Origin of the sequence: Streptomyces sp. NPDC050161 (genome assembly GCF_044460025.1) — a bacterium.
Classification (GTDB): Bacteria; Actinomycetota; Actinomycetes; order Streptomycetales; family Streptomycetaceae; genus Streptomyces.
The window spans coordinates 257,095-279,859 of the sequence record NZ_JBITJM010000003.1 but is presented as its reverse complement, the minus strand read 5'-3'; the positions used below and the strand labels follow the sequence as shown (position 1 = coordinate 279,859).

Genomic DNA, 22,765 nt, shown 5'->3' with positions numbered 1-22,765 from the left:
TTCATTGAAGTATTGGTCCGACGCGGTGGCGCCTCGTTCGCAAACCGGGAGGTCAGCCAAGGGTTTGTGGCGATCCCGCGACGGGCCGATGGTGTTGGCGTCTCCCCGAAAGGTCTTCCGTCGTCCCCCACCCTAACGACGCCTGGGCACCCGCGCTCGACTTTTTCCGGCTATCACCGCAAGCCCCTGGAAGGCGGAAATACCGCCCTTAGAAACCGCCAGACCTGGTCAAACACGGACAGCTGACCGGCTGTAGGGCCCCTGGGACCTGACCCGCCATTCGAATGACGGATCGTCCGCCGCGCCCCTCCCGCCGGGTCGCCGGGCGCCCGCCGGAGCGCGCCTGACCCCTGGCCGGGGCCCCCGGTGCTACCCCTGTGCGGGTGGACTGGTTCTCCGACTCCGACTACTGGCTGGGCCGGCTGGTTTTCCAGCGGCTGGTGGCCGTCATCTATCTGACCGCGTTCCTCGCCGCGGCCCGGCAGTTCCGGGCGCTGATGGGCGAGCGCGGGATGCTGCCGGTGCCGCGGTTCGTGGCCCGGGTGCCGTTCCGCGCCTCGCCTTCGGTCTTCCACTGGCACTACTCGGACCGGTTCTTCGCCGGCTGGTCGTGGTGCGGGGCGCTGCTGGCGGCTGCGGTCGCCGCGGGGGCCGCCGACGCCGTGCCGCTGGGTGTGGCGATGGCGATGTGGGCGGTGCTGTGGGTGATGTACCTGTCGATCGTCAACGTCGGGCAGACCTGGTACGGCTTCGGCTGGGAGTCCCTGCTGCTGGAGACGGGGCTGCTGGCCGTCTTCCTGGGCAACGACGACGTCGCTCCCCCGGTGCTGGTCCTGTGGCTGCTGCGCTGGCTGCTCTTCCGGGTGGAGTTCGGCGCGGGGCTGATCAAGATGCGCGGGGACCGCTGCTGGCGCGATCTGACCTGCCTGTACTACCACCACGAGACGCAGCCGATGCCGGGCCCGCTGAGCTGGTTCTTCCACCATCTGCCCAAGCCGCTGCACCGGGTGGAGGTGGCCGCCAACCACGTGGCCCAACTCGTGCTGCCCGTCCTGCTGTTCACCCCGCAACCGGTGGCGGGCTGGGCCGCGCTCGCGATGGCCGTCACCCAGCTGTGGCTGGTGCTTTCCGGCAACTTCGCCTGGCTGAACTGGCTGACGATCGCCCCGGCCCTGGCGGTCGCCGGAGCCCTGCTGCCGGTCCGCCCGCCCGCGGCGCAGGGCCCGTCCCCGCTGTGGTTCGAGGTCCTGGTCTGCGCGCTGACCGCGCTCGTCCTGGCCCTCAGCTACCGCCCGGCCCGCAACCTCCTGACCCGCGGGCAGCTGATGAACACGTCCTACGAGTCGCTGCACCTGGTCAACTCCTACGGCGCCTTCGGCAGCATCACCCGGATCAGGCGGGAGATCGTCGTCGAGGGGACGTCCGCGGCGGCCGACGGGCCCGGCACGGTCTGGCGGGCCTACGAGTTCCACGGCAAGCCGGGCGAAGTGCGGCGGCTGCCCCGCCAGTTCGCGCCATACCATCTGCGTCTGGACTGGCTGATGTGGTTCGCCGCGCTGTCCCCCGCCTACGCCCGCGCCTGGTTCGGTCCGTTCGTGGAACGGCTGCTGGAGAACGACCGGGACACGCTGCGGCTGCTGCGCGGCAATCCGTTCCCCGACGCGCCGCCCGCCCGGGTGCGGGCCCGGTTGTTCGAGTACCGCTTCACCAGCCCGCGGGAGCTGCGGGAGTCAGGGGCGTGGTGGCATCGCAGCGAGGTACGGATGTTTCTGCCGCCCACCGCTCTGTCGTCTCGGCCCGGAAGGCGATGACCGCTTCCTTGGCGTGCCGCAGCCCGATGCGGTCCAGTTCCCTTTCCACGTCGGTGAGTTCGCTGAGGGTCTCGGCGTGGTCGCGGCCCAGGCGGGAGCGTGACTTGGTCAGTCCGAGCCGGGCGAGTGCGGCGCCGCGCGGCTCGCGCATCTCGGTGAACTCGCGCAGCGCCACGGCGTAGATGTCCCGGGCGGGCTCGTAGCGTCCGGCGCGGTAGAGGACGTTGCCGCGCATCTTGTGGTTGTAGGCGAGCGCGCTCGCCAGGTCCATGGTGCGGCAGATGACCTCCGCCTCGGAGAGCAGTTCCAGCGCCCTGTCCGTCTCTCCCTGCGCGGACAGGACGTCGGCTATCCCGCGCAGCGACCAGGCGTGCCCGCGGGCGTCGTCGGCATCGGCGGCTATGCGTGCGGACTCTTCGAAGAGTTCCAGCGCCTTGGCGAGGTCTCCGGTGTTGCGGTGCATCTGCGCGATGCCGGACATCGCCCAGACCATGTGGCGGGCCTCGCCGTGCGCCCTGCCCTGCGCCAGCAGCTGCTCGTGGAGGTCGGCGACGGCGGCGTAGTCGCCCTGGATGCGGCCGGTTTCGGCGAGACCTGCGAGGGAGTAGCCGTGGGCCAGCCGGTCGCCCGCCGCGTCGGCGAGTGCCACGGCGTGGGTGAGCAGCCTGCGGGCCAGCGCCAGCGATCCGCACTGCCGGGCGAGGGTGCCGCCGCTCCACAGCGCCCAGGCCATGGCGCCGCCGTCGCCCGCCTCCCGGCCGCTGCGGTAGCTCTCCCGCCAGGCCGCGCCCGCCTGTGCCACCCGTCCGAGCCGCCGGTTGGCCTCGCCCACGGCGAGTGCGGCGCGCGCCCGCTCCAGTGCGTCACCGGCCTCGCGGTGCGCACGGCTCGCGGTGGCCAGCACCTCCTCGTACGAGGAGTTCACATCCAGCGACGAGCCGATCTGCCCTTGGTACTCCGGGGCGAATGCCTTGCCGTACATATTCTCGTCGCCTCTCGCTCACGTTCCTGCGTCGATCAAGAAACTACGAGCCGGAGGGGGGCCGGCGAATCCGTCGGCGTATGTGTTGTCGCGTACGACTTCAGTGCTACGTGTGGGGGCTTGGTCATCATCGGGATGTACGGACGTCTCAGGGTGCCGTGCCGGCGCCACGACCTGCGGACTCGCCGATTCCGGGCCCGGTACGGCCGCCAACCACCGCCCCCCGCCGGGTAGTTGAGCACCACCACCCCGCCCAACCGTTGCACAGACTGCACTTTGTGTTGCGCCTCTTGCCGTAGCGCGCCGTACGGGCCACCCTGGCTGCGCGCCTCCGCGATCACCGGGGCGTGCGCGGGGCACCGCCCGCGGACCGCAACCCCCGTCGAACGCCGAGGTGTGGCATGAACGCAGCACGGACAGGGCCCGGGATCGGCCGCCGGCACATCATCGGGACCGCCGCCGGTCTGGCCGCCGCCGCGGGCGCCGCCGCACTCGGCCTCCAGGACGCCGCTCCCGCGCAGGCCGGGCAGCGCCCCGGCCGCACGCCGCGGGACCGACGGCCGTTGTTCCTGGGCACGTACACCTCCATGGCGGGCGGCGGTACCGGCATCGGCACGGGCACCTACGACGCGGCGAGCGGCCTGATCACCGCGACCGGCGTGGTGGCCGGGGTCGCCGATCCCTCGTACCTCGCGCTCGCCCCGGACGGCCGCACCCTCTACGCGGTCGACGAGCAGCAGGAGGGCGCGGTGACCGCGATCGCGCTGCCGGACGGCGGCCGGCCCGAGGTGCTGGGCAGCCGCGCCACAGGCGGGGCCGGGCCCTGCCATCTGTCGGTGCACCCCGGCGGGCGCTGGCTGTTCAGCGCGAACTACCTCTCGGGCAGTGTGGCGGTGCATCCGGTCGACCCGTCGGCGGGCGGCGCGCTGGGCGAGCGCACGGACCTGGTCGCCCACACCAGCCCGCCGCCGGGGCCCGGCCAGGACGGGCCGCACGCCCACCAGATCGTCACCGCCCCGGACGGCGGGCACGTACTCGCCGTGGACCTCGGCACCGACACCGTCTACACCTACCGGCTGGACGAGAGCGCCGGGACGCTGAGCCAGGTGTCGTACGCGGCGCTGCGGCCGGGCGCGGGTCCGCGGCATCTGACGTTCCACCCGTCGGGGCGGTTCGCGTATCTGGCGAACGAGGTCGACAACACCGTCGTGGTCTGCGGGTACGACCCCGGCAGCGGGCGGCTGACGCCGGGCGAGCCGCAGTCAACCGGGACCGGGTCAGGCACCAGCTATCCGGCGCAGCTGCTGGTCACCGCGGACGGCGGCTTCGCCTTCCTCGCCAACCGCGGGCACAACAGCCTGACGCGGTACGCGGTGGAGGCCGACGGCGGGCGGCTGCGGCTGCTGGACACGGTGCCGGTGGGCGGTGACTTCCCGCGGCACATCGCCTTCTCGCCTGACGAGCGGCTGCTGTTCGCGGCCAACCAGAAGTCGGGGACGGTGACGGTGTTCTCGGTCGACGCGAAGAGCGGGGCGCTGGCGCCGCTCGGCGAGCCGTTCGCGGCCCCGGTCGCGGTGTGCGCGCTGCCGCTCTGAGCCCCGGGGGCTGACACCGGCGGCACCCGGCCGAAGGCGAAACACCGCCGCAACAGTGCCGCAGGATTCGCGGGTTAGCGTCGCCACCCATGAGTACGGGAACAGCACGCGACGGCGGCGCGCCGCACGCCGCACAGGACGGTCCCGGGGCCGGGCTGCAACAGGGCCTCAAGCGCCGTCACATGCAGCTGATCGCGCTCGGCGGGGTGATCGGGGCGGGCCTGTTCGTCGGCAGCGGCGTCGTCGTGCACGCGACGGGCCCCGCCGCCGTGCTGTCCTTCCTCGCCGCCGGGGTGCTGACCGTACTGATCATGCGGATGCTGGCGGAGATGACCGTCGCCCGCCCCGCGCAGGGCTCGTTCTACGCGCATGTGCGCGAGACGCTGGGGCTGCGGGCGGGCTTCACCGTCGGCTGGCTGTACTGGTACTTCTTCGTGATCGTGGTGGCCGTGGAGGCGGTGGCCGGCGGCCGGATCATCCAACTGTGGCTGCCCGGCGCGCCGTTGTGGGCGGTCAGCCTGGTGCTGATGGCGCTGCTGACCGCGACGAACATGGTCTCGGCCCGCGCGTACGGCGAGTTCGAGTACTGGTTCTCGTCGATCAAGGTCGTGGCGATCGTCGTGTTCCTCTTCCTGGGCGCGCTCTACGTCCTGGGGCTGTGGCCGCACGCCACGGGCGGCCTGGCGCTGCTGACCTCGCACGGCGGGTTCGCCCCCGAGGGGGTCGGCGCCGTGCTCGCCGCGGTCGTCCCCTGCATCGGCTTCTTCACGGGCGCCGAGATCGTCACCATCGCCGCGGCCGAATCCGTCGAGCCGGAGCGGGCGGTGGCCGAGGCGATCCGCTCGATCGTGCTGCGGGTGGTGGCGTTCTACGTGCTGTCGATCTTCCTGGTGGTCGCGGTGGTGCCGTGGACGTCGAAGGCGATCGAGGTCAGTCCGTACGCCGCGGTGCTCGACCGGCTGGCGGTGCCGGCCGCGGGTACGGTGATGAACGCGCTGGTGCTGGTCGCCGTGCTGTCCTGCCTGAACTCCGCGCTGTACACCTCGTCGCGGATGCTGTTCGCGCTCACCGGCAACGGCGACGCGCCGCGCGCCTTCACCGCGGTGAGCCACAGCGGGGTGCCGCGCCGGGCACTGCTCGCCGGGACCTCGGTCGGCTACCTGTCGGTGATCGCGGCCTGGATCTCGCCCGACGTCGTCTTCTCGTTCCTGATCAACTCCTACGGTGCGATCGCCCTGTTCGTCTATCTGGCGATCGCCTTCGCGCAGGTGCGGATGCGGCGGCGCATCGAACGTGACGAGCCGGGGCGGCTGACCCTGAAGATGTGGCTGTTCCCGTGGCTGAGCTGGGTGACCATCGCGGCGATGACGGCGGTGATCGCCGCGATGGCGGTGCTGCCCGACAGCCGTTCACAGTTCTGGCTGAGCCTGCTGACGGTGGCCGTGGTGCTGGCGGGCTACGAGGTGCGCCGTCGGCGCGGCCCGGCCCCGGCAGCGGATGAGGCGGAAGCGGGGACGGAGGCGGACGCCGTGGGTGCCGCGTCCCGGGCCTGACGGCTTACGACCTGGGGAGCAGCAGCCGACGCCGAGGGCTGTTGCTCCCCAGGTCGTTACCCCTCCAGGTACTGACGCAGCAGTTCCCGTAGTTCGGCCTCGAACGCGTCGTAGCGCCGCCGCAGTGCCGCGCCCGGCCAGCCGGTGGGCAGCAGCGGTTCCGGCAGCAGCGGGTCGGCGAGGAGATGGCGCAGCGCGGCGGCGGCGACGGTGAAGCGCTCGGCGGGCCCGGCCGCCCGGTCCAGCGCGGCGGCCAGGGCCTCGGCGCGGGCGGCCCAGCCGTCGAGGTCCCACAGCCTGGCGGCGAGCGCCGCCGGGTCCTCGTCCGGGGTGCCGGTGAGCCAGGTGCACTGTTCAGCGGCGGCCTGCGGGCGGGGTCTTCCGAGGTTGGCGGGGCGCAGCCAGCTGCCCTCGCGGAGTTCGGCGAGCCGCAGGCCGGCCATGGCCTGGCGCAGGGCGGTGCGGTCGGCCGCCGGGCGGCGCTCCGCGGTGACGACGGCGATCTCCCAGCCGCCGTCCCAGGGCAGCGTGCGCGGGGTGCGGCTCTCGTCCTGCCGGGCCTGCCGCTCCAGCAGCCGGGCGGTCAGGCCGTAGCCGTCGTCGCCGTGCCGCAGGTCGCCCGCCGCCACCATCCGGGAGAGCGCGACGCGGACCGTGCCCTCGGCGATGCCGAAGAGTTCGCCGACCCTGACCAGGGCGCGGGCCGGCAGCTGTGGCGGGTGGTGGCCGAGGAGCGTGCTGAGCACGATCGAGCGGGCCGTGAGCGGCCGTACGGCGAGCCGCGCGGCGTCGCCGCGGTCCATGAACCCACTCCTTACGTCTTTCCTTCACCTGTCCCAGAACTGTAACATCGGACCATGACCGTCACCCATGACGTTGTGAACCAGGCACCGCAGCTGACCGGGTTCAGCACTGCGGACGAACCGGCCCTGCGGGAAGCGCTCCACCGGGAAGGCGCCGGATGGGGCGAGAAGGAGGTCGCCGAGCTGGGCGCGCTGGCCGGTTCGCCGGACGTCCAGGACCAGGCCCGCTGGGCGGAGGAGCAGCCGCCCCGGCTGCACACCCACGACCGGTACGGGCACCGCATCGACGAGGTCGAGTTCCACCCGGCCTGGCACCAACTGATGACGGTGGCGGTGGAACACGGCCTGCACGCCGCGCCGTGGGCCGACGACCGCCCCGGCGCCCATCTGGTGCGCGCGGCGAAGTTCTACGTCTGGTCGCAGGCCGAGCCGGGGCACGGCTGCCCGGTCTCGATGACGTACGCGGCGGTGCCGGCGCTGCGGGCCGCCCCGGAACTCGCCGCGCAGTACGAGCCGCTGCTCGCCGCCCGCACCTACGACTTCGGGCTGCGGGCGCCGCTGACCAAGTCGGGCCTGATCGCCGGCATGTCGATGACGGAGAAGCAGGGCGGCTCCGACGTGCGCGCCAACACCACCCGCGCGGTCCCGTCCGGCGACGGGACGTACCGGATCACCGGCCACAAGTGGTTCACCTCCGCGCCGATGAGCGACGTCTTCCTGACGCTGGCGCAGACCGACGAGGGGCTGAGCTGCTTCCTGCTGCCGCGGGTACTGCCGGACGGCACCCGTAACGGCCTGCGGCTGATGCGGCTGAAGGACAAGCTGGGCAACCGCTCCAACGCCTCGTCCGAGATCGAGTACGACGAGGCGGTGGCCTGGCCGGTGGGCGAGCCGGGGCGCGGGGTGCGGACCATCGTCGAGATGGTCAACATGACGCGGCTCGACTGCGTGCTCGGGTCGGCCGCCGGGATGCGGGCGGGGCTGCGGCAGGCACTGCACCACACCGCCCACCGGCGGGCGTTCGGGCGGGAGTTGGACCAGCAGCCCCTGATGCGCTCCGTGCTCGCCGACCTCGCGATCGAGTCGGAGGCGGCGACGGTGCTCGGCATGCGGCTGGCGGCGGCGGTGGACAGGTCGCAGGCCGGGGACGCGGGCGAGGCGGCGCTGCGCCGACTGGCACTGGCGGCCGGAAAGTACTGGGTGTGCAAGCGGGGCAGCACGCACGCGGCGGAGGCCCTGGAGTGCCTCGGCGGCAACGGCTACGTCGAGGAGTCCGGCATGCCGCGGCTCTACCGCGAGGCGCCGCTGCTGTCGATCTGGGAGGGCTCGGGAAACGTCGCGGCGCTGGACGTCCTGCGGGCCCTGGGCAGGGAACCGGCCGCGCTGGACGCCTTCTTCACCGAGGTGGACGCCGCGTCGGGCGCGGACCGGCGGCTGGACGCGGCGGTGGCCGGAGTCCGTTCGATGCTGCCCGGATTGGCCGACCCGGAGCGGGCGCAGCTGATGGCACGCACCCTCGCCGAGCGGATGGCGCTGGTCCTCCAGGGCTCGCTGCTGGTACGGCACAGCCACCCCGCGGTCGCCGACGCCTTCTGCGCCTCACGCCTCGCCGGCGAGTGGGGCAACGCCTTCGGCACCCTCCCGGCCGGCGCCGACCTGACGTCGATCCTGGAGCGCGCCCGCGCCTAGCCAGGCGCGTCTGACGGCAAGCCCGGCGCGAACGCCTTCGGCTACGGCTACGGCTACGGCTACGGCGTCAGGACGATCCTGCCGAAGACCTCGCCCGCGTCCATCTTCCGGTGCGCCAGCTCGGCTGCGTCCAGCGGCAGCACCTCGTGCACCACCGTTGCGATCTCGCCGCGGCCCGCCGCGGCGAACTGCTCGGCCCGTACGGCCTGCCGGTCGGCTCCGGTGACCGTCGCCGCGCTGAAGGCGGCGAAGGACATCGACTTCTGGAACGCCGTCATGATCTTCGTGCCGAAGTCCGCCGGTGGCCGGCCGGCAACCGCGCCCACGGCCACCATGCGGCCGTTCGGATGGAGCCGGTCGAAGAACGACGGCAGGTCCTGGCCTGCCACCACGTCGATGATGACGTCATAGCCTGCGGGGGCTTGTTCCCCTCCGCCGCCGGAGCGGTCCAGCACGTGGGTGGCGCCGAGACGTCGCAGCCGCTCGCCGCGCTCGGCCGACGAGGTGGTGACCGCCACTGCGGCGGCGCCGCCACGAGCGGCGAGTTGCACGGCCATGATGCCGATGCTGCCGGCCGCGCCACGCACCAGGACCGCCTCCCCGGGAGCGAAGTGGGCGTGGCGGAGCCCGAAGTGGGCCACCACGCCGGAACCGCCGAGAGTCACCGCGTCGGCCACGGAAAGGTTCGCGGGCAGGGGAAGGATCTCCTCGACCGACGCGATGGCCTGTTCGACGTAGCCTCCGCCCGTGCCGGTGAAGGCCCACACCCGCCGACCGGTCCACGAGGCGTCGACACCGTCACCGACCGCGGTCACGGTGCCCGCCACCTCACTGCCCGGGATCTGGCCCTCCTTGAAGCCGTGTGCGGCCAGGGCCCCGCTGCGGAGCACGGTGTCGACGCCACCGACACCCACGGCCTCGGTGGCGATCAGCACCTGTCCGGCAGCGGGTACGGGAGCCGGCAGGTCAACGACGGCCAGCCCTTCAGGGCCGCCGTAGGTCCGGATCACGATGGCCTTCAATGTCGTCTCCATGTTCCCGGACCGCTCACGTGCGGCCCTGCTCGGTACCCGCCGCCGCTCACCGCCGACGGCGGGAGGGAGTTCACGGCGCGGCGCGGGTGCGGTCCCGGCGCCGGGCGCCCGCTGATCCCGGCGAGCTGTGACGTCGTGAACGGTAGTGGACGCCCCCGTCCACTTGGCTAAAGTGAGAGCATGCGCGAGCGTTTGCCTCACACCCTGCGTTCCGACGCGCTGGACAACCGCGAGCGGATCCTCGACGCGGCCCGAGCGCTGTTCTCCACCGACGGACTGGACGTGCCGATGCGGGAGATCGCGCGGCGCGCGGGGGTGGGACCTGCCACCTTGTACCGTCGCTTCCCGACCAAGCAGGCGCTGGTCACCGAAGCCTTCGCGGAGCAGTTGCGCGCGTGTCGCGCCATCGTCGACGAGGGGTGCGCCGACCCCGATCCGTGGCACGGCCTGTGCCTGGTGATCGAGAAGATCTGTGAGCTGCACGCCCGGGACCGGGGTCTCACCGAAGCCTTCCTGTCGGCCTTCCCGGGGGCGCTGGATGTCGCCGGCCGCGCATCCACACTGAAGGCGGTCGCCGGGCTGGCTCAACGGGCCAAGGACGCAGGGCACTTGCGGTCCGACTTCGTCCTGGACGACCTCGTTCTCGTCCTCATGGCCAACAAGGGGATCCGCACCGCATCGACCGCCACCCAGGTCATGGCCTCCCGACGCTTCGCGGCGCTGGCGATCCAGGCGTTCGCGGCCTGCCCTCGGCACGCACCGCTACCGCCGGCGGCACGGCTGGCGTCCGCGGCACCGGACGGCGGCTGACGGCGGGCGGGCGGTATCCACGTCCGGCGGCGCCCCGGTGCCGCCGATACCCACCTGCGGGTGGTCGCAGAAACTCTGCGGCCACCCGCTTTCGCATGTCACCGCCGTTCCGCTCCCCCGTCACCACGGACCGCCGGGGCCCCGCACCCGCTTTCTTGAACACGTTCAATTCCCGGCGTAGGGTCGTCCACGGAACGCCGCACAGCGCGCGGACGCGGCCACGCCGGTCGTGCGCGCGGCGGCACACGTCATGGAAAAAAGGGGGACGCGGTGACCGTATTGGTCCCACTCATCGTCATGCTCGGGATGCTGGTCGTGATCCCGCTCGGGCTTTCGCTCCTCGACGCGCCGGAGCTCGCCGTCATCCGCAGATGCTGGCCGACGGCCGCCGCCGTGGGGGCCGTCGCGCTGTGGCTGCCCCGCGGTCCGGCCGCCGTCGGCTGTGCCGCGGTGTACGCGCTGGCCACCCTCGCGCTCGCCGCGCAGGCACCGCTGCGGCTCGCCCGCACCCGCTCGCTCGCCGCCCCGGAGATCGCGGTGCTGACGGCGCTGGCCACTCCGGCCGTCGCGGGGATCGCGCTGGTCGCCGAGCGCTCGGGGCACCGGCTGTTCGGCTTCGACCTCGACATCCTGGCGCTGACCGTGCCGCACTTCCACTTCGCGGGCTTCGCAGCCGCACTGATCGCGGGCCTGGTGTGCCGCACCGGGACGGGCCGGGCGGGCCGGATCGCGGCGCTGAGCGTCCCGGTCGGCACCCTGCTGGTGCTCGCCGGGTACTTCGTCGACGACTGGGCGGAGCTGGCCGGGGCGCTGGTGCTGACCTGCGGGATGTGGCTGGTCGGCCTGCTGACCTGGCGCGACATCGGCGCCGCGGGGCAGGACCGGACGACCCGCGCGCTGCTCGGCACATCGGCCGTCGTCCTCGTCGCGACCATGCTGCTGGCGCTGAGCTGGGCGCTCGGCGAGGCCACGGGGCTGCCGCACCCCACACTGGCCTGGATGGCGGCCACCCACGGTCTCGGCAACGCCATCGGCTTCGCCCTCTGCGCGCTGCTCGCCCGGCGCCGCCTGCGCCCGCTCCCCCACGACGGCGCCCCCGCCGCCGCGACCACCACCCCGACTCTCAAGGGACGCACCGCATGAACGACCTCAACTACCCCGAGGAAGGCGCCACTCTGCGCACGCCGCTGCCGGCCGGCTACAACCATCTGCACGTCGAGGTGCCGATCGGGCACGGGCGCGCGGTGTTCGCGGCGGCGGGCGAGGCGGTCACCACGTTCCGGATGCACCGGGCGACGGGCGCCGGGGTGCGGGCGAGTGCCGGGCGGGCGGCGCCCGGTGTGGAGGTCGAGATCTCGCTCGGCGTCGGGCCCGTGCGGCTGCTGGCGCCGTGCCGGGTGGTGTGGCGGGCCGACGAGGAGAACCGCATCGGCTTCGGCTACGGCACCCGCGCCGGTCATCCCGAATGCGGCGAGGAGTCATTCGTCGTCGACATCAGGCCCGACGGGTCCGTGTGGTTCACCGTCACCGCGTTCAGCCGCCCGGCCGCACTCCTCACCCGGCTCGCGGGCCCGCTGGTGCCCCTCGCGCAGCGCGGCTACGCCCGGTACTGCGGGCGGCAGCTGCGCCGCCTGGTGAACGGGCGGCGGTCCGGCCCGCGTTGAACCATCGGCGGGGTAAGACGGCCGGGCCGCACCCCCGGTGTCGGTCATACGTCCACCCCGCCTTCATCGGACCTTCACCACCGGCCCCGTTGCCCGTGAGAGAAACCTCGCATGTGCGACGACGAACTGATCCCGCCGCGGGCGGACATGACCGAGGAGCAGTGGCTGCGGACCGCTGCGGAGACCGCGGCGGCGCCGATGCCCACGACGGGCCGCGCGGTCCCGTTCGTGAACCGGCGGACGCTGCTGGGCGGCGCGATGGCCGGCGCCGCGCTGACCGTACTGCCGACGGCGGGCCGGGCGTCCGCTTCCCCCCTGCCGCGCGGCGGGGCGCCCGGCGCCTTCCCGTTCCCCCAACACCCCAACCGTAAGGGCGAGTTCGCGGTCCTGGTCACCGGTGACGCGGGCACCGGCGACGAGGCGCAGTACGCGGTGGCCGCCGCCGCCCGGGACGTCTGCCGGGCCGAAGAGGTGGGCCTGGCCGTCGGGCTCGGGGACAACATCTACGAGAACGGCCCGGAATCCGACCACGACTCCGAGTTCCAGGACAAGTTCGAGAAGCCCAACTCCGGCATCGATGTGCCGTGGCTGATGGTGCTGGGCAATCACGACTGTTCGGGGCTGATACCTGGCAGCGGCGGCGACCCGTCGCGCGGTGACCGTGAGGTCGGGTACGCGGCGTCGTCCCGGCGCTGGTACATGCCGCAGCGGTACTACAGCGTGCCGGTGCCGGCCGCGCAGCCGCTGGTGGAGTTCTTCGCGATCGACACCATCCCGTGGTCCTCGTACGTCACCCAGGTCGACCCGCACTACCGGTGGGACGGCCCGTACATGCGTGAGCAGCGGCGCTGGCTCGACGGCGCGCTCGGCGCCTCGCGGGCCCGCTGGAAGATCGTGCTGAGCCACCACCCGTACCTCAACAACGGCAAGCACGGCAGCGCCGGCGCCTACGACGGCTTCGAGATCGGGAACTACACCAGCGGGGTGCACCTCAAGGCGATGTACGAGGAAGTGGTCTGCGGTCGCGCCGACCTGATCCTCTCCGGGCACGACCACACGCTCCAGATCCTGGAGCCGACGGCGCGCACCGGCGGCACCCGGCAGGTGGTGTGCGGCGCGTCGGCCAAGACGGAGGACGGCAGGGCCCACTTCGGGCACCCCGCGGCCTGGCAGAACTTCGCCGACAACGGCTTCATGGTGCTCAAGGTCTCCGGCGCGGCGCTGACCGTCGACGCGTACACCGTCGACGTCGCCACCCGGAAGGCGGCCCTGGCGCACCGCACCCGCACCGCGGCGCCGGTCACGGCGGGAGCGCGGGTGGGCGCGCCCGCGTAGGGCTCGCCGCCGGCGCGCACCGCGTCCGCCTACCGCAGCCAGGCGGGCTCCAGCGCGCGTGCCGCGTCACGGTGCGCGCGCACGATCTCGAAGAAGCCCTCGGGGTCACGCTCGAAGAGATCGGACAACTCGGCGTACAGCACGTACGCCTCCGCCGTCATCTCGTAAGGGCAGTCGTCCGCCGCGCACCGCCAGCAGTCCGCCGGGGCGCTGACCAGCGACCCCTCGCACTGGGGACAGGGAGAAACCCCGGAGGGGGCATGCTGTTTCCGCAGCTGTAGCACTGATACCAGCCTCCGGCGCCTGGGGTCATCTGGTTGCCGCACTTATTGCACGTCATCGGTCCTCCTGGGGCCAGAAATTGTGCCACCCTCCGGCCGGCCGGGCAGGGGGGTACGGCGGTCGGGGGCCCGCGGGCCGGGGTCACCGCTCCAGGTGAAGGTCACCGACGCGCCGGCCGGCAGGTTGTAGGAGGCGTGCCGGCCGCCCCAGTTGATGTCCGCCCTCCGGGTGCCGTCGGTGTCGTTGTAGGCGATCAGCGCCTTGGAACCATCGGGATTCTTCCAGGCGACGTTGGGGAGCGCGGAGTTGGCCGTGGACCGGATGCGCCGGGCGCCGGGTTTCACGAACTTGGTGAGGTGGCCCATCGTGTAGTACTCGATGGTGTAGTCGACGGTGCCGTGCGCGGCGTCGCCGTTGTGTACGGTGATCAAGCCGGTGCAGGTGCCGCAACCGCCCTGGTGCGGGCCGCCGTTGTGGTCCACGGCCAGTGACCATTTGACCCAGCTGCGGCCCCAGTTGCGGGTGGCGTCGATGAGGTCGTGCATGTCCTCGCGCTGCTGGTCGGCGATCCACTGCCCGCCGGAGTGCTCGGTGTCGTAGACGGGGAGGTGCGGGTAGCGGTGGTGCACCCTGCTCTGCTCGGTGACGTCGCCGCGGTAGCCGTGCCAGGCCGTCCCGCCGAAGTTGGGGTGCCTGCGGACGGCCGGGTCGTCGACGGTGGGGGCGGCGAAGTCGCGGTAGCTGTCCCAGTTCCAGTCCAGGGCGAGGACCTTGGTGGACAGGCCGGCCCGCCGGAGCGCGGGCAGCAGGTCGTTCTTGGTGAAATAGGCGAGACCTGAGCCGTTCCACCGCATGGACGGGTAACCGGCGCAGCAGGTGGGTTCGTTCTGCGCGGAGACGTAGTCGACCGGCACGCCCCGGCTCCGGTACGCGTTGAGGTACTTCACGAAGTACCTGGCGTAGGTGCCGTAGTACTTCGCCCGGAGCCATCCCTGGTCGAGGCTGCCGTTGTCCTTCATCCAGGCGGGCGCCGACCACGGCGTGGCCATCACCTTGAGAGCGGGGTTGAGGGCACGGGCGCGTGCAGTGAGCGGCAGGATGTCGGCGAGGTCGTGCCCGATGGAGAAGTGCGTCAGATGCCGGTCGGTCCGCCCGGCGGGCAGGTCGTCGTAGGTGTAGCCGTAGCGGGCGAGGTCGGATGCGCCCATCGGGTTGCGGAGGAAGCCGATGCCGATGCCGTCGTCCGGGTCGAAGAGCTTCTTCATCGTCGCGTCGCGGGTGGCGTCGCTGAGCGCGCCGCTGCTGTTCAGCAGCCAGGCGGCGGTGTCGGTGAAGGACGCGCCGCCGCCGTCGAATGTCTGGTAGGCGGTGGCCTCGTCGACGGTGATGTTGCCCCCGCCGCCGGGTGTGAAGCGGATGGGGCTCTGCCGCTCCAGGCCCTTGACGACGTGCCGGCCGCCGGGGTCGGAGGTGGTGGTCAGGTGGACCTGGACCTGTTCGGGGGCGACGAAGCCCGCGGCCAGGGCCAGCGGCACGAGGGCGGCCACCGCCCCGGCCACGGCGGTCAGCGCGCGGCGCAGTCTCGGGGAGGTCATGACGGGGGCCTTCCTGTGGCGGCGCGGGGCGTGACCTGGTACTGCCCGGCGCGCCTGCGCCGCACGCCCCTGGAGGCCGACCGGGACGCGGCGGGCATACGACCACCGCGCCCCGGTACCCCGTCCCGCGCTCCCCCGTCCCCGCTCCCCCGGCGCGGGTCAGCCGCGGCGGCCGAGTGCCTTGGCGCGGGTGTGGGACCAGCCGGCGAGCAGCACGCCGATGACGGTGCCGGCCGCGTAGCCGGACAGGGTGGCCGCGAAGCCGCCGTGCAGGCCACCGAGGAACCCGGTGTTGTCGTGGTCGATGAGCAGCCTGATGACGGACTGCCCGAAGATCACCACCGCCGCGGCTCCGATGATCTGCAACACGTCGAATTTCATGAGGTGTCTCCCCCTTGCGGCTACCGGATGCGTCGGCCGGCCGCGGCGTTCCTGCACTCCGTACCGGCTTTCCCAGGGCCGTGGAGGCACCTGGCGACGTTACGAACGTACCATTTACAGCATGCGGGAAATGGGCCTGAAAGTGCATTCCGTCACACAAATTCGCGGCCTATAGTGCAGAGCGTGCGTGACGAAAAGAAGGACGAGTGCAAGGGCGGGGCGCGGGGCAGAACGTCAGCCGCCTGCCGGGAGTGCGGCGCTCCGCTGGCCGCGGCAGGACGCGGCAGGCCCGCCCGCTACTGCTCACGGAGCTGCCAGGCCAGGGCCTACCGGCGGCGGAAGCAGCCGCCGCCCGCGCCCCCGGAGGTCCCCGCGGCGCCGGAGCCGGCCGGGGCGCACACCCGTGCGCGCAAGCGCCGCGAGATCGCCGAGGCGGTGTGGCGGATCGCCGCGGGGCGGGGACTGCACGCGGCGAGCATGCGGGAGATCGCCGCCGAGGCGGGGGTGTCGCTGCGCACCGTGCAGTACCACTTCGATGGCAAGCACCAACTCCTGGTCGCCGCCCTGACGTTGCTCCACGAGGACAACGAGCGCGCCGCCCGCGCCCGCATCCGGTTCGGCCCCGACACCCCCCGGGCCCTGCTGCGGGCGGTGCTGGAGGAATTCCTCCCGATGGACGCCCAGCGGCGCACCTCGTTGCAGGTGCTCGCCGCGTACTACTCCCGCAGCCTGACCGACCCGGCGCTGGCCGCGGTCTTCCTCGGCGCCGAGCATCCCCTGGAGGACCTGGTCGCCGGCATCATCGGGCAGGCGCAGGCCGACGGCCGGTGCGTCCACGGGCTGGACCCGCGGCACGAGGCCGACCTGCTGGTCTCCGGCGCCATCGGTCTCGGCGGGGACGTCCTGCACGCCCGCCGCCCGCTGGCCGGGGTCCTGCGCACCCTCGACTACCACCTGGACAAGATCTTCACCGTGCCGGAGGGGGCGTCGCGAGCCGGGCAGGACGTCGCGGACACGCCCTAGCCGTACCAGAGCGTCGTGGGGTTGCAGAACTCGCGGATGCCGTGGCCCGACAGTTCCCTGCCGTACCCGGAGCGCTTGGCGCCGCCGAACGGCAGGCCCGGGTGGGATGCGGTCATGCCGTTGAAGAAGACGCCGCCCGCCTGGAGGTCCCTGGCCAGCCGCTCCTGCTCGGCCGCGTCCCGGGTCCAGGCGTTCGAACTCAGGCCGAACGGCGTGTCGTTGGCGACCTGCACCGCTTCGTCGAGGTCCGCCACCCGGTAGAGGGTGGCCACCGGGCCGAAGGCTTCCTCGTGGTGGATGCGCATGTCCGGTGTGATGCCGTCCAGCACCGTCGGCTCGTAGAACCAGCCCGCCGTCCGGTCCGCTGGACGGCGACCGCCGCAGCGGGCCCGTGCCCCGCGGTGCACCGCGTCGTCGACCAGTTCTTCCAGGTCGGAGCGGCCCTGTTCGCTGGAGAGCGGGCCGATGTCGGTGTCCTCGTCCATCGGGTCGCCGACGGTCAGCGCGGCCATCGCCTCGGTGAAGCGCTCGGCGAAGGCGTCGTAGATGTCGGTGTGCACGATGAAGCGCTTGGCGGCGATGCAGGACTGCCCGTTGTTCTGGACCCTGGCGGTCACCGCGGTGCGCACGGCGGCGTCGAGATCGGCCGACGGCAGCACCACGAACGGGTCGCTGCCGCCCAGTTCGAGCACGGTCTTCTTGATCTCGTCGCCCGCCACGGAGGCGACCGCGCGGCCCGCGGGTTCACTGCCGGTCAGGGTGGCGGCGGCGATCCGCGGGTCGCGCAGGATGTCCTCGACGGCGCCCGACCCGATCAGCAGGGTCTGGAAGCAGCCCTCGGGGAAGCCCGCCCGCAGGAACAGGTCCTCCAGGTAGAGCGCGGTCTGCGGGACGTTCGACGCGTGTTTGAGCAGACCGGTGTTGCCCGCCATGAGCGTGGGGGCGGCGAACCGTACGACCTGCCAGAGCGGGAAGTTCCACGGCATCACGGCGAGCACCACACCGAGCGGCCGGTAGCGCACCACGGCCCGCTGGGCGCCGGAGTCGCGGACGTCGGCCGGGTCGGGGTGCTCGTCGGCGAGCAGTTCCTCGGCGTGGTCCGCGTACCAGCGCATCGTCTTGGCGCATTTGGCGGCCTCCGCGCGGGCCGCGGCCAGCGGCTTGCCCATCTCGGTGGTCATGGTGCGGGCGATGGCGTCCCGGTCGGCGTCCAGCAGGTCGGCGGCTTCGTGCAGCAGCCGGGCGCGGTCGGCGTACGACGTGGTGCGGTGGGCCAGGAAGGCCCGCTCCGCGAGGACCAGGCGGTCTTCGATCTCGCCCGGGTTGAGCGCGTCGAAGGTCTTGAGGGTCTCGCCGGTGGCCGGGTTGACCGTGGCGATGGCCATGGACAGCACCTCCTCGGTGGGGTGGCGGGGCGGCGCCCGGGGCCGTCCGCGCCGGGTGTGCGGGCCCCGGTCAGGAGACCGGCGACGGGGCCGGTGACGGGTCGGGGACCGGGTCCGGGCCCGGCGGGCGCGGTACCGGCGACGGCGAGGGCTCCGGAGGTCCTGGCGGCACGGGAGGGCCGGGGAGCGGGGGCTCGGGGAGGGGGCCGGGCGGGGGGCCGCCGGGGTCGGGCCCGGGGCCGCCGGGGTCGGGCTCGCGGGCCGTGGTCCCGTACGGGTACGTGGTCGGTTGCCGCTGCACTGCGTGCCTCCGATGGTGGACTGCTGCGTGCGTGTGAGCCCCCGTACCCGAGTTTCGCCCGTCCATGGCCGCGGCGCACGACGAATCCCGGCGGGCGGCCTCCGGGCGGCCCCGGGGGCAGCGGATGGTGGGGCTCCGCCTCCACCGACGGCGGAGAGCGCGGGGTGCTCCGCCCCACGGAGGTGGAAAGTGAACCGCCTTGGCCGGGCGGGGAGTTGATCGTAATCGGTCCGGATGGCGGAAGACTCAATCGATCTTCCGCCCATAGAGTTCTGGCTGCCGTCAGGTGTGTCACAGCTCCCGCGAAGCACCTGCGACCGGATTGGAGACCTGCGCCATGGGATCTTTTGATGCAGATGTGATCGGTATCGGATTCGGCCCGTCCAATATCGCGCTCGCCATTGCCCTGGAAGAGATGTACCCAGAGGTGAAATCCCTCTTCCTGGAGAGCCGGACCACCCCGGTGTGGCAGGCCGGCATGCTCCTGAGCGGTTCCGACATCCAGCACCATCCGGTGCGTGACCTGGTCTCGCCGCGGAATCCGCGGAGTCACTACAGCTTCATCAATCATCTGCACGAGGAAGAGCGGCTGTTCCACTTCCTCAATCTGAACGTGCCCTTTCCGCTGCGCAAGGACTACGCGCGCTATGTCACGTGGGCGGCCAGACACTTCGACGACCAGGTGCGATACGGCAGCCAGGTCACCGGCGTCGACCTGCCGGCGCAGGGCGAAGGGGCCGAGATCCGGCTGGCCGGCGGCGAACGGCTCACGGCCCGTTCCGTGGTCGTCGCCCCCGGCCGCCCGCCGTATTACCCGCCGGCGCTCCGGAAACTCGCCGACGACCGGGTATTCCACTACACCCGGTATCTGGAGCGCGTCGACGAGATAGCGGCGGTGCCATCGGCGCGTATCGCCGTCATCGGTGGCAGCCAGGGCGCCGCGGAAATCTGCCTCGACGCCGCACAGCGGTTCCCGAACAGCCGCATCACCAACGTACTGCGCGGTTTCGGATACCGGCAGAAGGACCTCAGCCCGTTCCACGGCGAGGTGTTCTTCCCGGAGTTCGTCGACTACTACTACGACGCCTCGCCGGAATCCAAGGAGTACCTCGACAAGCAACTGCGGTACACCAATTACTCCGCAGCCGACATCGACGTGCTCACCGCCTACCACACCAAGCTCTACGAGCAGCGGCTCGACGGCGACTACCAGATCCAGCTGACCCGCAACAGCGACATCGTGGGCGCGGCAGCCGCCGAGAGCGGCATCACGCTGGAACTCGCCGAGCGGCACCTCGGCGAACCGGGCTCCCTGGACGTGGACTTCGTCATCGTCGCCACCGGATTCATCGACCTCACCGACGAGTCGGGCGGGAACTTCCTGCCCGACCTGCTCACCCCCCTCTCCCCGCGCGTCGGCCGCACCGCGCAGCGGCAGGCGACGATCGGCCGGGACTACCGCGTCCTGCCCGACACCGGCAAGGACCTGCCGCCGATCTACCTCAACGGGCTGTGCGAGCGGACCCACGGTCTCGGTGACGCGGGCTCCTTCAGCCTGGTGTCCCTGCGTGCCGCCGCCATCGCGGACAGCCTCAGCAAAGCCGTTGCCTCCTGACCCGTGCTCCGCAGTCCGTGCGCCGTCGCGCGCCGAAAGGAAAACGATGCACATCCACAGCTGGGATGCGGACGACCTGACGTTCGAGCCCGACTACAACACGAAGGCGCAGCGCCTGGTCCGCTTCGACGGCGCCGACGAGCCGTACGAGGGGGGTGCCTGGGTGATCGTGCCGCCGCGGACCACGATGACCGAACACATCAACCCCGACGGTGAGTCGGAGCTGTTCTACGTCGTCTCCGGGACGGGCGACATGGAGGTGGCAGGTGAGCGGCAGCGGGTGAAGTTCGGCGACACCGTCTTCATCCCGCCGCACGAGAAGCACCTGCTGGTGAACGACGGGGACACGCCCCTGGTCTTCCTCTCGCTGTGGTGGGGCGGGCAGCCGTCGGACGGCGCAGCAGCCACGCAGCACTGACCGCCACGCACCGAGCCCCGAGGAGGGACCATGCCCGCTTCCGCACCGGACGCAGCGTTCCAGGAATACGCCGACCTGCTGCAGCCACAGGTCATATCGGACCCGTACCGGGTGTACGACATCGTCAGGGAGAAGGAACCGGTGTGGTGGAACGCGCACCTGGATTCCTGGCTGCTGCTGCGCAACGACGACGTGCTGGAGGCCCTGAACCACCCCGAGCGCCTGTCGTCCGACCGCACGACGGCCTTCCTCGGCCACCTCAGCGAGGCCGAGGAGAGCAGGTTCGCCGAGTGGGCCGCGATGCGCCGCCGGATGATGCTCTACAACGACCCGCCCCGGCACACCCGGCTGCGCCGCCCGGTGCAGCGCGGCATGACCGTGCGGCTGGCCCAGCAGATGCGCCCGAAGATCCAGCGCGTGGTGGACGATCTCGTCGACGCGGTGGTGGAGAGCGGCACCTGCGACGGCATCCAGGACCTGGGCTACCACCTGCCGGTGATCGTCAACTCGGAGCTGATCGGCATCCCGCGCGAGGACCGCGACGAGGTCAAGCACTGGACGGCCGACTTCGTCACGGCCATCAACGCGGGCGGCGCCAACGTGCCCATCGCCGACCTGGAGCGGGGCCAGAACGCCATCCTCGCCATGCGCGAGTACTTCACCGCGCTCGCCGTCCGCAAGCGGGCCGAGCCCCAGGACGACCTGCTGTCCTCGCTGGTCAACCGCGACGAGAACCCGCTGGACGGCGACGACCTGGTCGCCACCTGCATCGTCGTGATGTTCGCCGGCCTGGAGACCGCGCTCAACCTCATCGGCAACGGCCTGCTGGCCCTGATGCGCCACCCCGACCAGGTGCGGCTGCTCGGCGAGCGGCCGGATCTGATGCCGTCGGCCGTCGAGGAAATCCTGCGCTACGACGGCTCGTTGCACCTGGTGGGCCGCATGGCGACGGAGGACCTGACGATCCGGGGCCGCAAGATAGCCAAGGGCGACAAGGTGCTGGTCATGCTCGGCGCCGCCAACCGCGACCCGAGCGTCTACACCGACCCCCACCGGCTGGACATCACCCGCGCCGACAACCGTCACCTGTCCTTCAGCCACGGCATCCACTACTGCCCCGGCGCGGAGATCTCCCGCATCATGGGCGAGGTGTCGTTCAGCACCATCCTGGGGCGCCTGCGCGACCTGCGGCTGGCCGACGGCGAGCTGACCTGGCAGCGCAACCTGTCCTTCCGCGGCCTGCGGAACCTTCCGCTGGAATTCACCCCCGGCCCGCGAAAGACGGCCTGATGCCACGCACCGCGGATGTCGTCGTCATCGGTGACGGAGTGGTGGGCGCGAGCATCGCCTACCACCTGGCGGCGGCCGGTTCACGGGTGGCGCTGCTGGCCAGGGACGGTGCCTTCGCGCACAGCGCCACCCGGCACTCGGCCGGCCAGGTGCGGATGCACCACGGCGATCCGCACGACGCCAGACTGGCCGCGCTCAGCCTGGAGACCTTCGAGCAGTGGCCGCAACTCATCGGCGGTGACTGCGGGTTCCGGCGCACCGGCTTCGCCTTCCTCGTCGGCGACGAGCACGCCGACCGTCTGGCGCGCAGCGTCAAGGAGCTGACGGAGCTGGGGGTGTCCACGTACGGGCTGACCCCCGGTGAGTTCGCCGAGGCGCAGCCTGCGCTCGACCTGACGGGGGTGGCCGCCGTCGCCTACGAGCCGCGCAGCGGCTACGCCGATCCGGCCCGCACCGCGGCGGTGCTGGCCGGCCGGGCACGGGCCCTGGGCGCCGAGGTCGTCTCCGCGCGGGCCGGCGCCCGGCTGTGCCGCAGCGGCGACCTGATCACCGGGGCGGTGGCGGGCGACGAGACCGTATCGGCCGGTCAGGTCGTCGTCGCGGCGGGTGCCGGGTCGTCCGGCGTGTGCGCGGACGCCGGGGCCGGTCTCGGCGGGGACGGCGGCGCCGGACTGCCGTTGCACGCCCGGCAGTTCGGCTGGGCGGTCGCGGACTCCGCCGCGCTCCCCGGCGCGGAGCGGCTGTGCATGATCATCGATGACACCGCGGGGACGTACTTCCGTCCGGACGGCCCCGGCCGGGTGCTGTTCCGGATCCCGCTGGAGCCGACCGCGGCGCCCGAGGGCTCGACCCGGATACCCGCGGACGCCGAGGAGATCGGCGTGGGGCGGGCGCTCGCCGCCCGCCGGCTGCGCGGCATCACCGCGGCGCCGCTCGTCGACGCCGCCCGCGCCGACGAGGCGTACACCGACGACGGCCGGGCGCTCGTCGGCCCGGTGGGGCGCCACCCCGGCCTGTACCTGGCCACCGGGTTCAACGGCGGCGGGTTCAAGACGGCCCCCGCGGTGGGCCGCGCCGTCGCCGACGAACTGACCACCGGGGCACAGCGGCCAGAGCTGGGCGCGTACCGGCCGGACCGGTTCGCGGCCGGGCCGCCCCGCCCGACCATCCAGCGCTACCGGCATATGTAGGGCAACTTC

20 protein-coding genes are annotated in these 22,765 nt (G+C 72.4%); 13 read left to right on the top strand and 7 right to left on the bottom strand.

Features of this window, described 5'->3' with window-relative positions:
- The first annotated feature begins 383 nt into the window (after positions 1–383).
- Positions 384–1,811: a lipase maturation factor family protein gene (locus ACIBK8_RS06675; RefSeq protein WP_399040495.1), complete on the top strand. Its 1,428-nt coding sequence runs from the start codon at positions 384–386 to the stop codon at positions 1,809–1,811.
- Here the strand turns inward: ACIBK8_RS06675 and ACIBK8_RS06670 are convergent.
- Positions 1,705–2,793, bottom strand: coding sequence for a tetratricopeptide repeat protein (locus ACIBK8_RS06670; RefSeq protein WP_399040494.1), 1,089 nt, complete (start codon positions 2,791–2,793; stop codon positions 1,705–1,707). The two genes, ACIBK8_RS06675 and ACIBK8_RS06670, sit on opposite strands and share 107 nt — an antisense overlap.
- A 401-nt stretch (positions 2,794–3,194) precedes the next feature.
- Between ACIBK8_RS06670 and ACIBK8_RS06665 the strand changes: the two genes are divergently transcribed.
- Both ACIBK8_RS06665 and ACIBK8_RS06660 read left to right on the top strand, forming a co-directional pair.
- The gene (locus tag ACIBK8_RS06665) at positions 3,195–4,388 is read left to right on the top strand and encodes a lactonase family protein (protein WP_399040493.1); all 1,194 of its coding nucleotides are present in this window, start codon (positions 3,195–3,197) and stop codon (positions 4,386–4,388) included.
- Between the two features lie 89 nt (positions 4,389–4,477).
- On the top strand, positions 4,478–5,941 hold the full coding sequence (locus tag ACIBK8_RS06660; RefSeq protein WP_399040492.1) for an amino acid permease: 1,464 nt from the start codon (positions 4,478–4,480) through the stop codon (positions 5,939–5,941).
- A 56-nt stretch (positions 5,942–5,997) separates the two neighbouring features.
- Here ACIBK8_RS06660 and ACIBK8_RS06655 read toward each other — a convergent pair whose 3' ends face one another.
- Positions 5,998–6,744 (bottom strand): PaaX family transcriptional regulator C-terminal domain-containing protein, encoded by a 747-nt coding sequence (locus tag ACIBK8_RS06655; RefSeq protein ID WP_399040491.1) that lies wholly within the window; start codon positions 6,742–6,744, stop codon positions 5,998–6,000.
- A gap of 54 nt (positions 6,745–6,798) precedes the next feature.
- Between ACIBK8_RS06655 and ACIBK8_RS06650 the strand changes: the two genes are divergently transcribed.
- Positions 6,799–8,433 carry an acyl-CoA dehydrogenase family protein gene (locus ACIBK8_RS06650; protein WP_399040490.1) on the top strand — a complete coding sequence of 545 codons (1,635 nt, stop codon included), beginning with the start codon at positions 6,799–6,801 and terminating at the stop codon, positions 8,431–8,433.
- Positions 8,434–8,492: 59 nt separating this feature from the next.
- Here the strand turns inward: ACIBK8_RS06650 and ACIBK8_RS06645 are convergent, their stop codons facing one another.
- Entirely contained in the window at positions 8,493–9,455 is a 963-nt protein-coding gene (locus tag ACIBK8_RS06645) for a zinc-binding dehydrogenase (RefSeq protein ID WP_399040753.1), read from the bottom strand.
- Positions 9,456–9,647: 192 nt separating this feature from the next.
- Here ACIBK8_RS06645 and ACIBK8_RS06640 point away from each other — a divergent pair, with 192 nt between their 5' ends.
- The 4 genes from ACIBK8_RS06640 (at position 9,648) to ACIBK8_RS06625 (ending at position 13,276) form a co-directional block, all read left to right on the top strand.
- The gene (locus ACIBK8_RS06640; RefSeq protein WP_399040489.1) at positions 9,648–10,277 is read left to right on the top strand and encodes a TetR/AcrR family transcriptional regulator; all 630 of its coding nucleotides are present in this window, start codon (positions 9,648–9,650) and stop codon (positions 10,275–10,277) included.
- Positions 10,278–10,547: 270 nt separating this feature from the next.
- The gene (locus tag ACIBK8_RS06635; protein ID WP_399040488.1) at positions 10,548–11,420 is read left to right on the top strand and encodes a YndJ family protein; all 873 of its coding nucleotides are present in this window, start codon (positions 10,548–10,550) and stop codon (positions 11,418–11,420) included.
- Positions 11,417–11,941: a DUF1990 family protein gene (locus ACIBK8_RS06630; protein WP_399040487.1), complete on the top strand. Its 525-nt coding sequence runs from the start codon at positions 11,417–11,419 to the stop codon at positions 11,939–11,941. Before ACIBK8_RS06635 ends, ACIBK8_RS06630 begins: the two co-directional genes overlap by 4 nt.
- 111 nt (positions 11,942–12,052) lie before the next feature.
- Positions 12,053–13,276 (top strand): metallophosphoesterase, encoded by a 1,224-nt coding sequence (locus tag ACIBK8_RS06625; protein ID WP_399040486.1) that lies wholly within the window; start codon positions 12,053–12,055, stop codon positions 13,274–13,276.
- Positions 13,277–13,305: 29 nt separating this feature from the next.
- Here ACIBK8_RS06625 and ACIBK8_RS06620 read toward each other — a convergent pair whose 3' ends face one another.
- The 3 genes from ACIBK8_RS06620 to ACIBK8_RS06610 all read right to left on the bottom strand — a co-directional run bounded on the left by ACIBK8_RS06620 (position 13,306) and on the right by ACIBK8_RS06610 (position 15,534).
- Complete coding sequence (locus tag ACIBK8_RS06620) at positions 13,306–13,437, bottom strand: hypothetical protein (protein ID WP_399040484.1); 132 nt, start codon at positions 13,435–13,437, stop codon at positions 13,306–13,308.
- Positions 13,438–13,602: 165 nt separating this feature from the next.
- Positions 13,603–15,153, bottom strand: coding sequence for a glycoside hydrolase family 30 beta sandwich domain-containing protein (locus tag ACIBK8_RS06615; RefSeq protein ID WP_399040483.1), 1,551 nt, complete (start codon positions 15,151–15,153; stop codon positions 13,603–13,605).
- A 159-nt stretch (positions 15,154–15,312) separates the two neighbouring features.
- Positions 15,313–15,534: a hypothetical protein gene (locus ACIBK8_RS06610; RefSeq protein ID WP_399040482.1), complete on the bottom strand. Its 222-nt coding sequence runs from the start codon at positions 15,532–15,534 to the stop codon at positions 15,313–15,315.
- Between the two features lie 183 nt (positions 15,535–15,717).
- Here ACIBK8_RS06610 and ACIBK8_RS06605 point away from each other — a divergent pair, with 183 nt between their 5' ends.
- Positions 15,718–16,557: a TetR/AcrR family transcriptional regulator gene (locus ACIBK8_RS06605; protein ID WP_399040481.1), complete on the top strand. Its 840-nt coding sequence runs from the start codon at positions 15,718–15,720 to the stop codon at positions 16,555–16,557.
- Here ACIBK8_RS06605 and ACIBK8_RS06600 read toward each other — a convergent pair.
- On the bottom strand, positions 16,554–17,942 hold the full coding sequence (locus ACIBK8_RS06600; protein ID WP_399040480.1) for an NADP-dependent succinic semialdehyde dehydrogenase: 1,389 nt from the start codon (positions 17,940–17,942) through the stop codon (positions 16,554–16,556). The genes ACIBK8_RS06605 and ACIBK8_RS06600 overlap by 4 nt on opposite strands.
- Positions 17,943–18,601: 659 nt before the next feature.
- Between ACIBK8_RS06600 and ACIBK8_RS06595 the strand changes: the two genes are divergently transcribed.
- From ACIBK8_RS06595 to ACIBK8_RS06580, 4 genes are read left to right on the top strand one after another with little or no spacing between them, the layout of a single operon-like run.
- Positions 18,602–19,858, top strand: coding sequence for a SidA/IucD/PvdA family monooxygenase (locus tag ACIBK8_RS06595; RefSeq protein ID WP_399040478.1), 1,257 nt, complete (start codon positions 18,602–18,604; stop codon positions 19,856–19,858).
- A gap of 46 nt (positions 19,859–19,904) precedes the next feature.
- Positions 19,905–20,276: a cupin domain-containing protein gene (locus ACIBK8_RS06590; RefSeq protein WP_399040476.1), complete on the top strand. Its 372-nt coding sequence runs from the start codon at positions 19,905–19,907 to the stop codon at positions 20,274–20,276.
- A 30-nt stretch (positions 20,277–20,306) separates the two neighbouring features.
- The gene (locus ACIBK8_RS06585) at positions 20,307–21,566 is read left to right on the top strand and encodes a cytochrome P450 (RefSeq protein WP_399040474.1); all 1,260 of its coding nucleotides are present in this window, start codon (positions 20,307–20,309) and stop codon (positions 21,564–21,566) included.
- Positions 21,566–22,756 carry an NAD(P)/FAD-dependent oxidoreductase gene (locus ACIBK8_RS06580; protein WP_399040473.1) on the top strand — a complete coding sequence of 397 codons (1,191 nt, stop codon included), beginning with the start codon at positions 21,566–21,568 and terminating at the stop codon, positions 22,754–22,756. Before ACIBK8_RS06585 ends, ACIBK8_RS06580 begins: the two co-directional genes overlap by 1 nt.
- Positions 22,757–22,765: the final 9 nt, after the last annotated feature.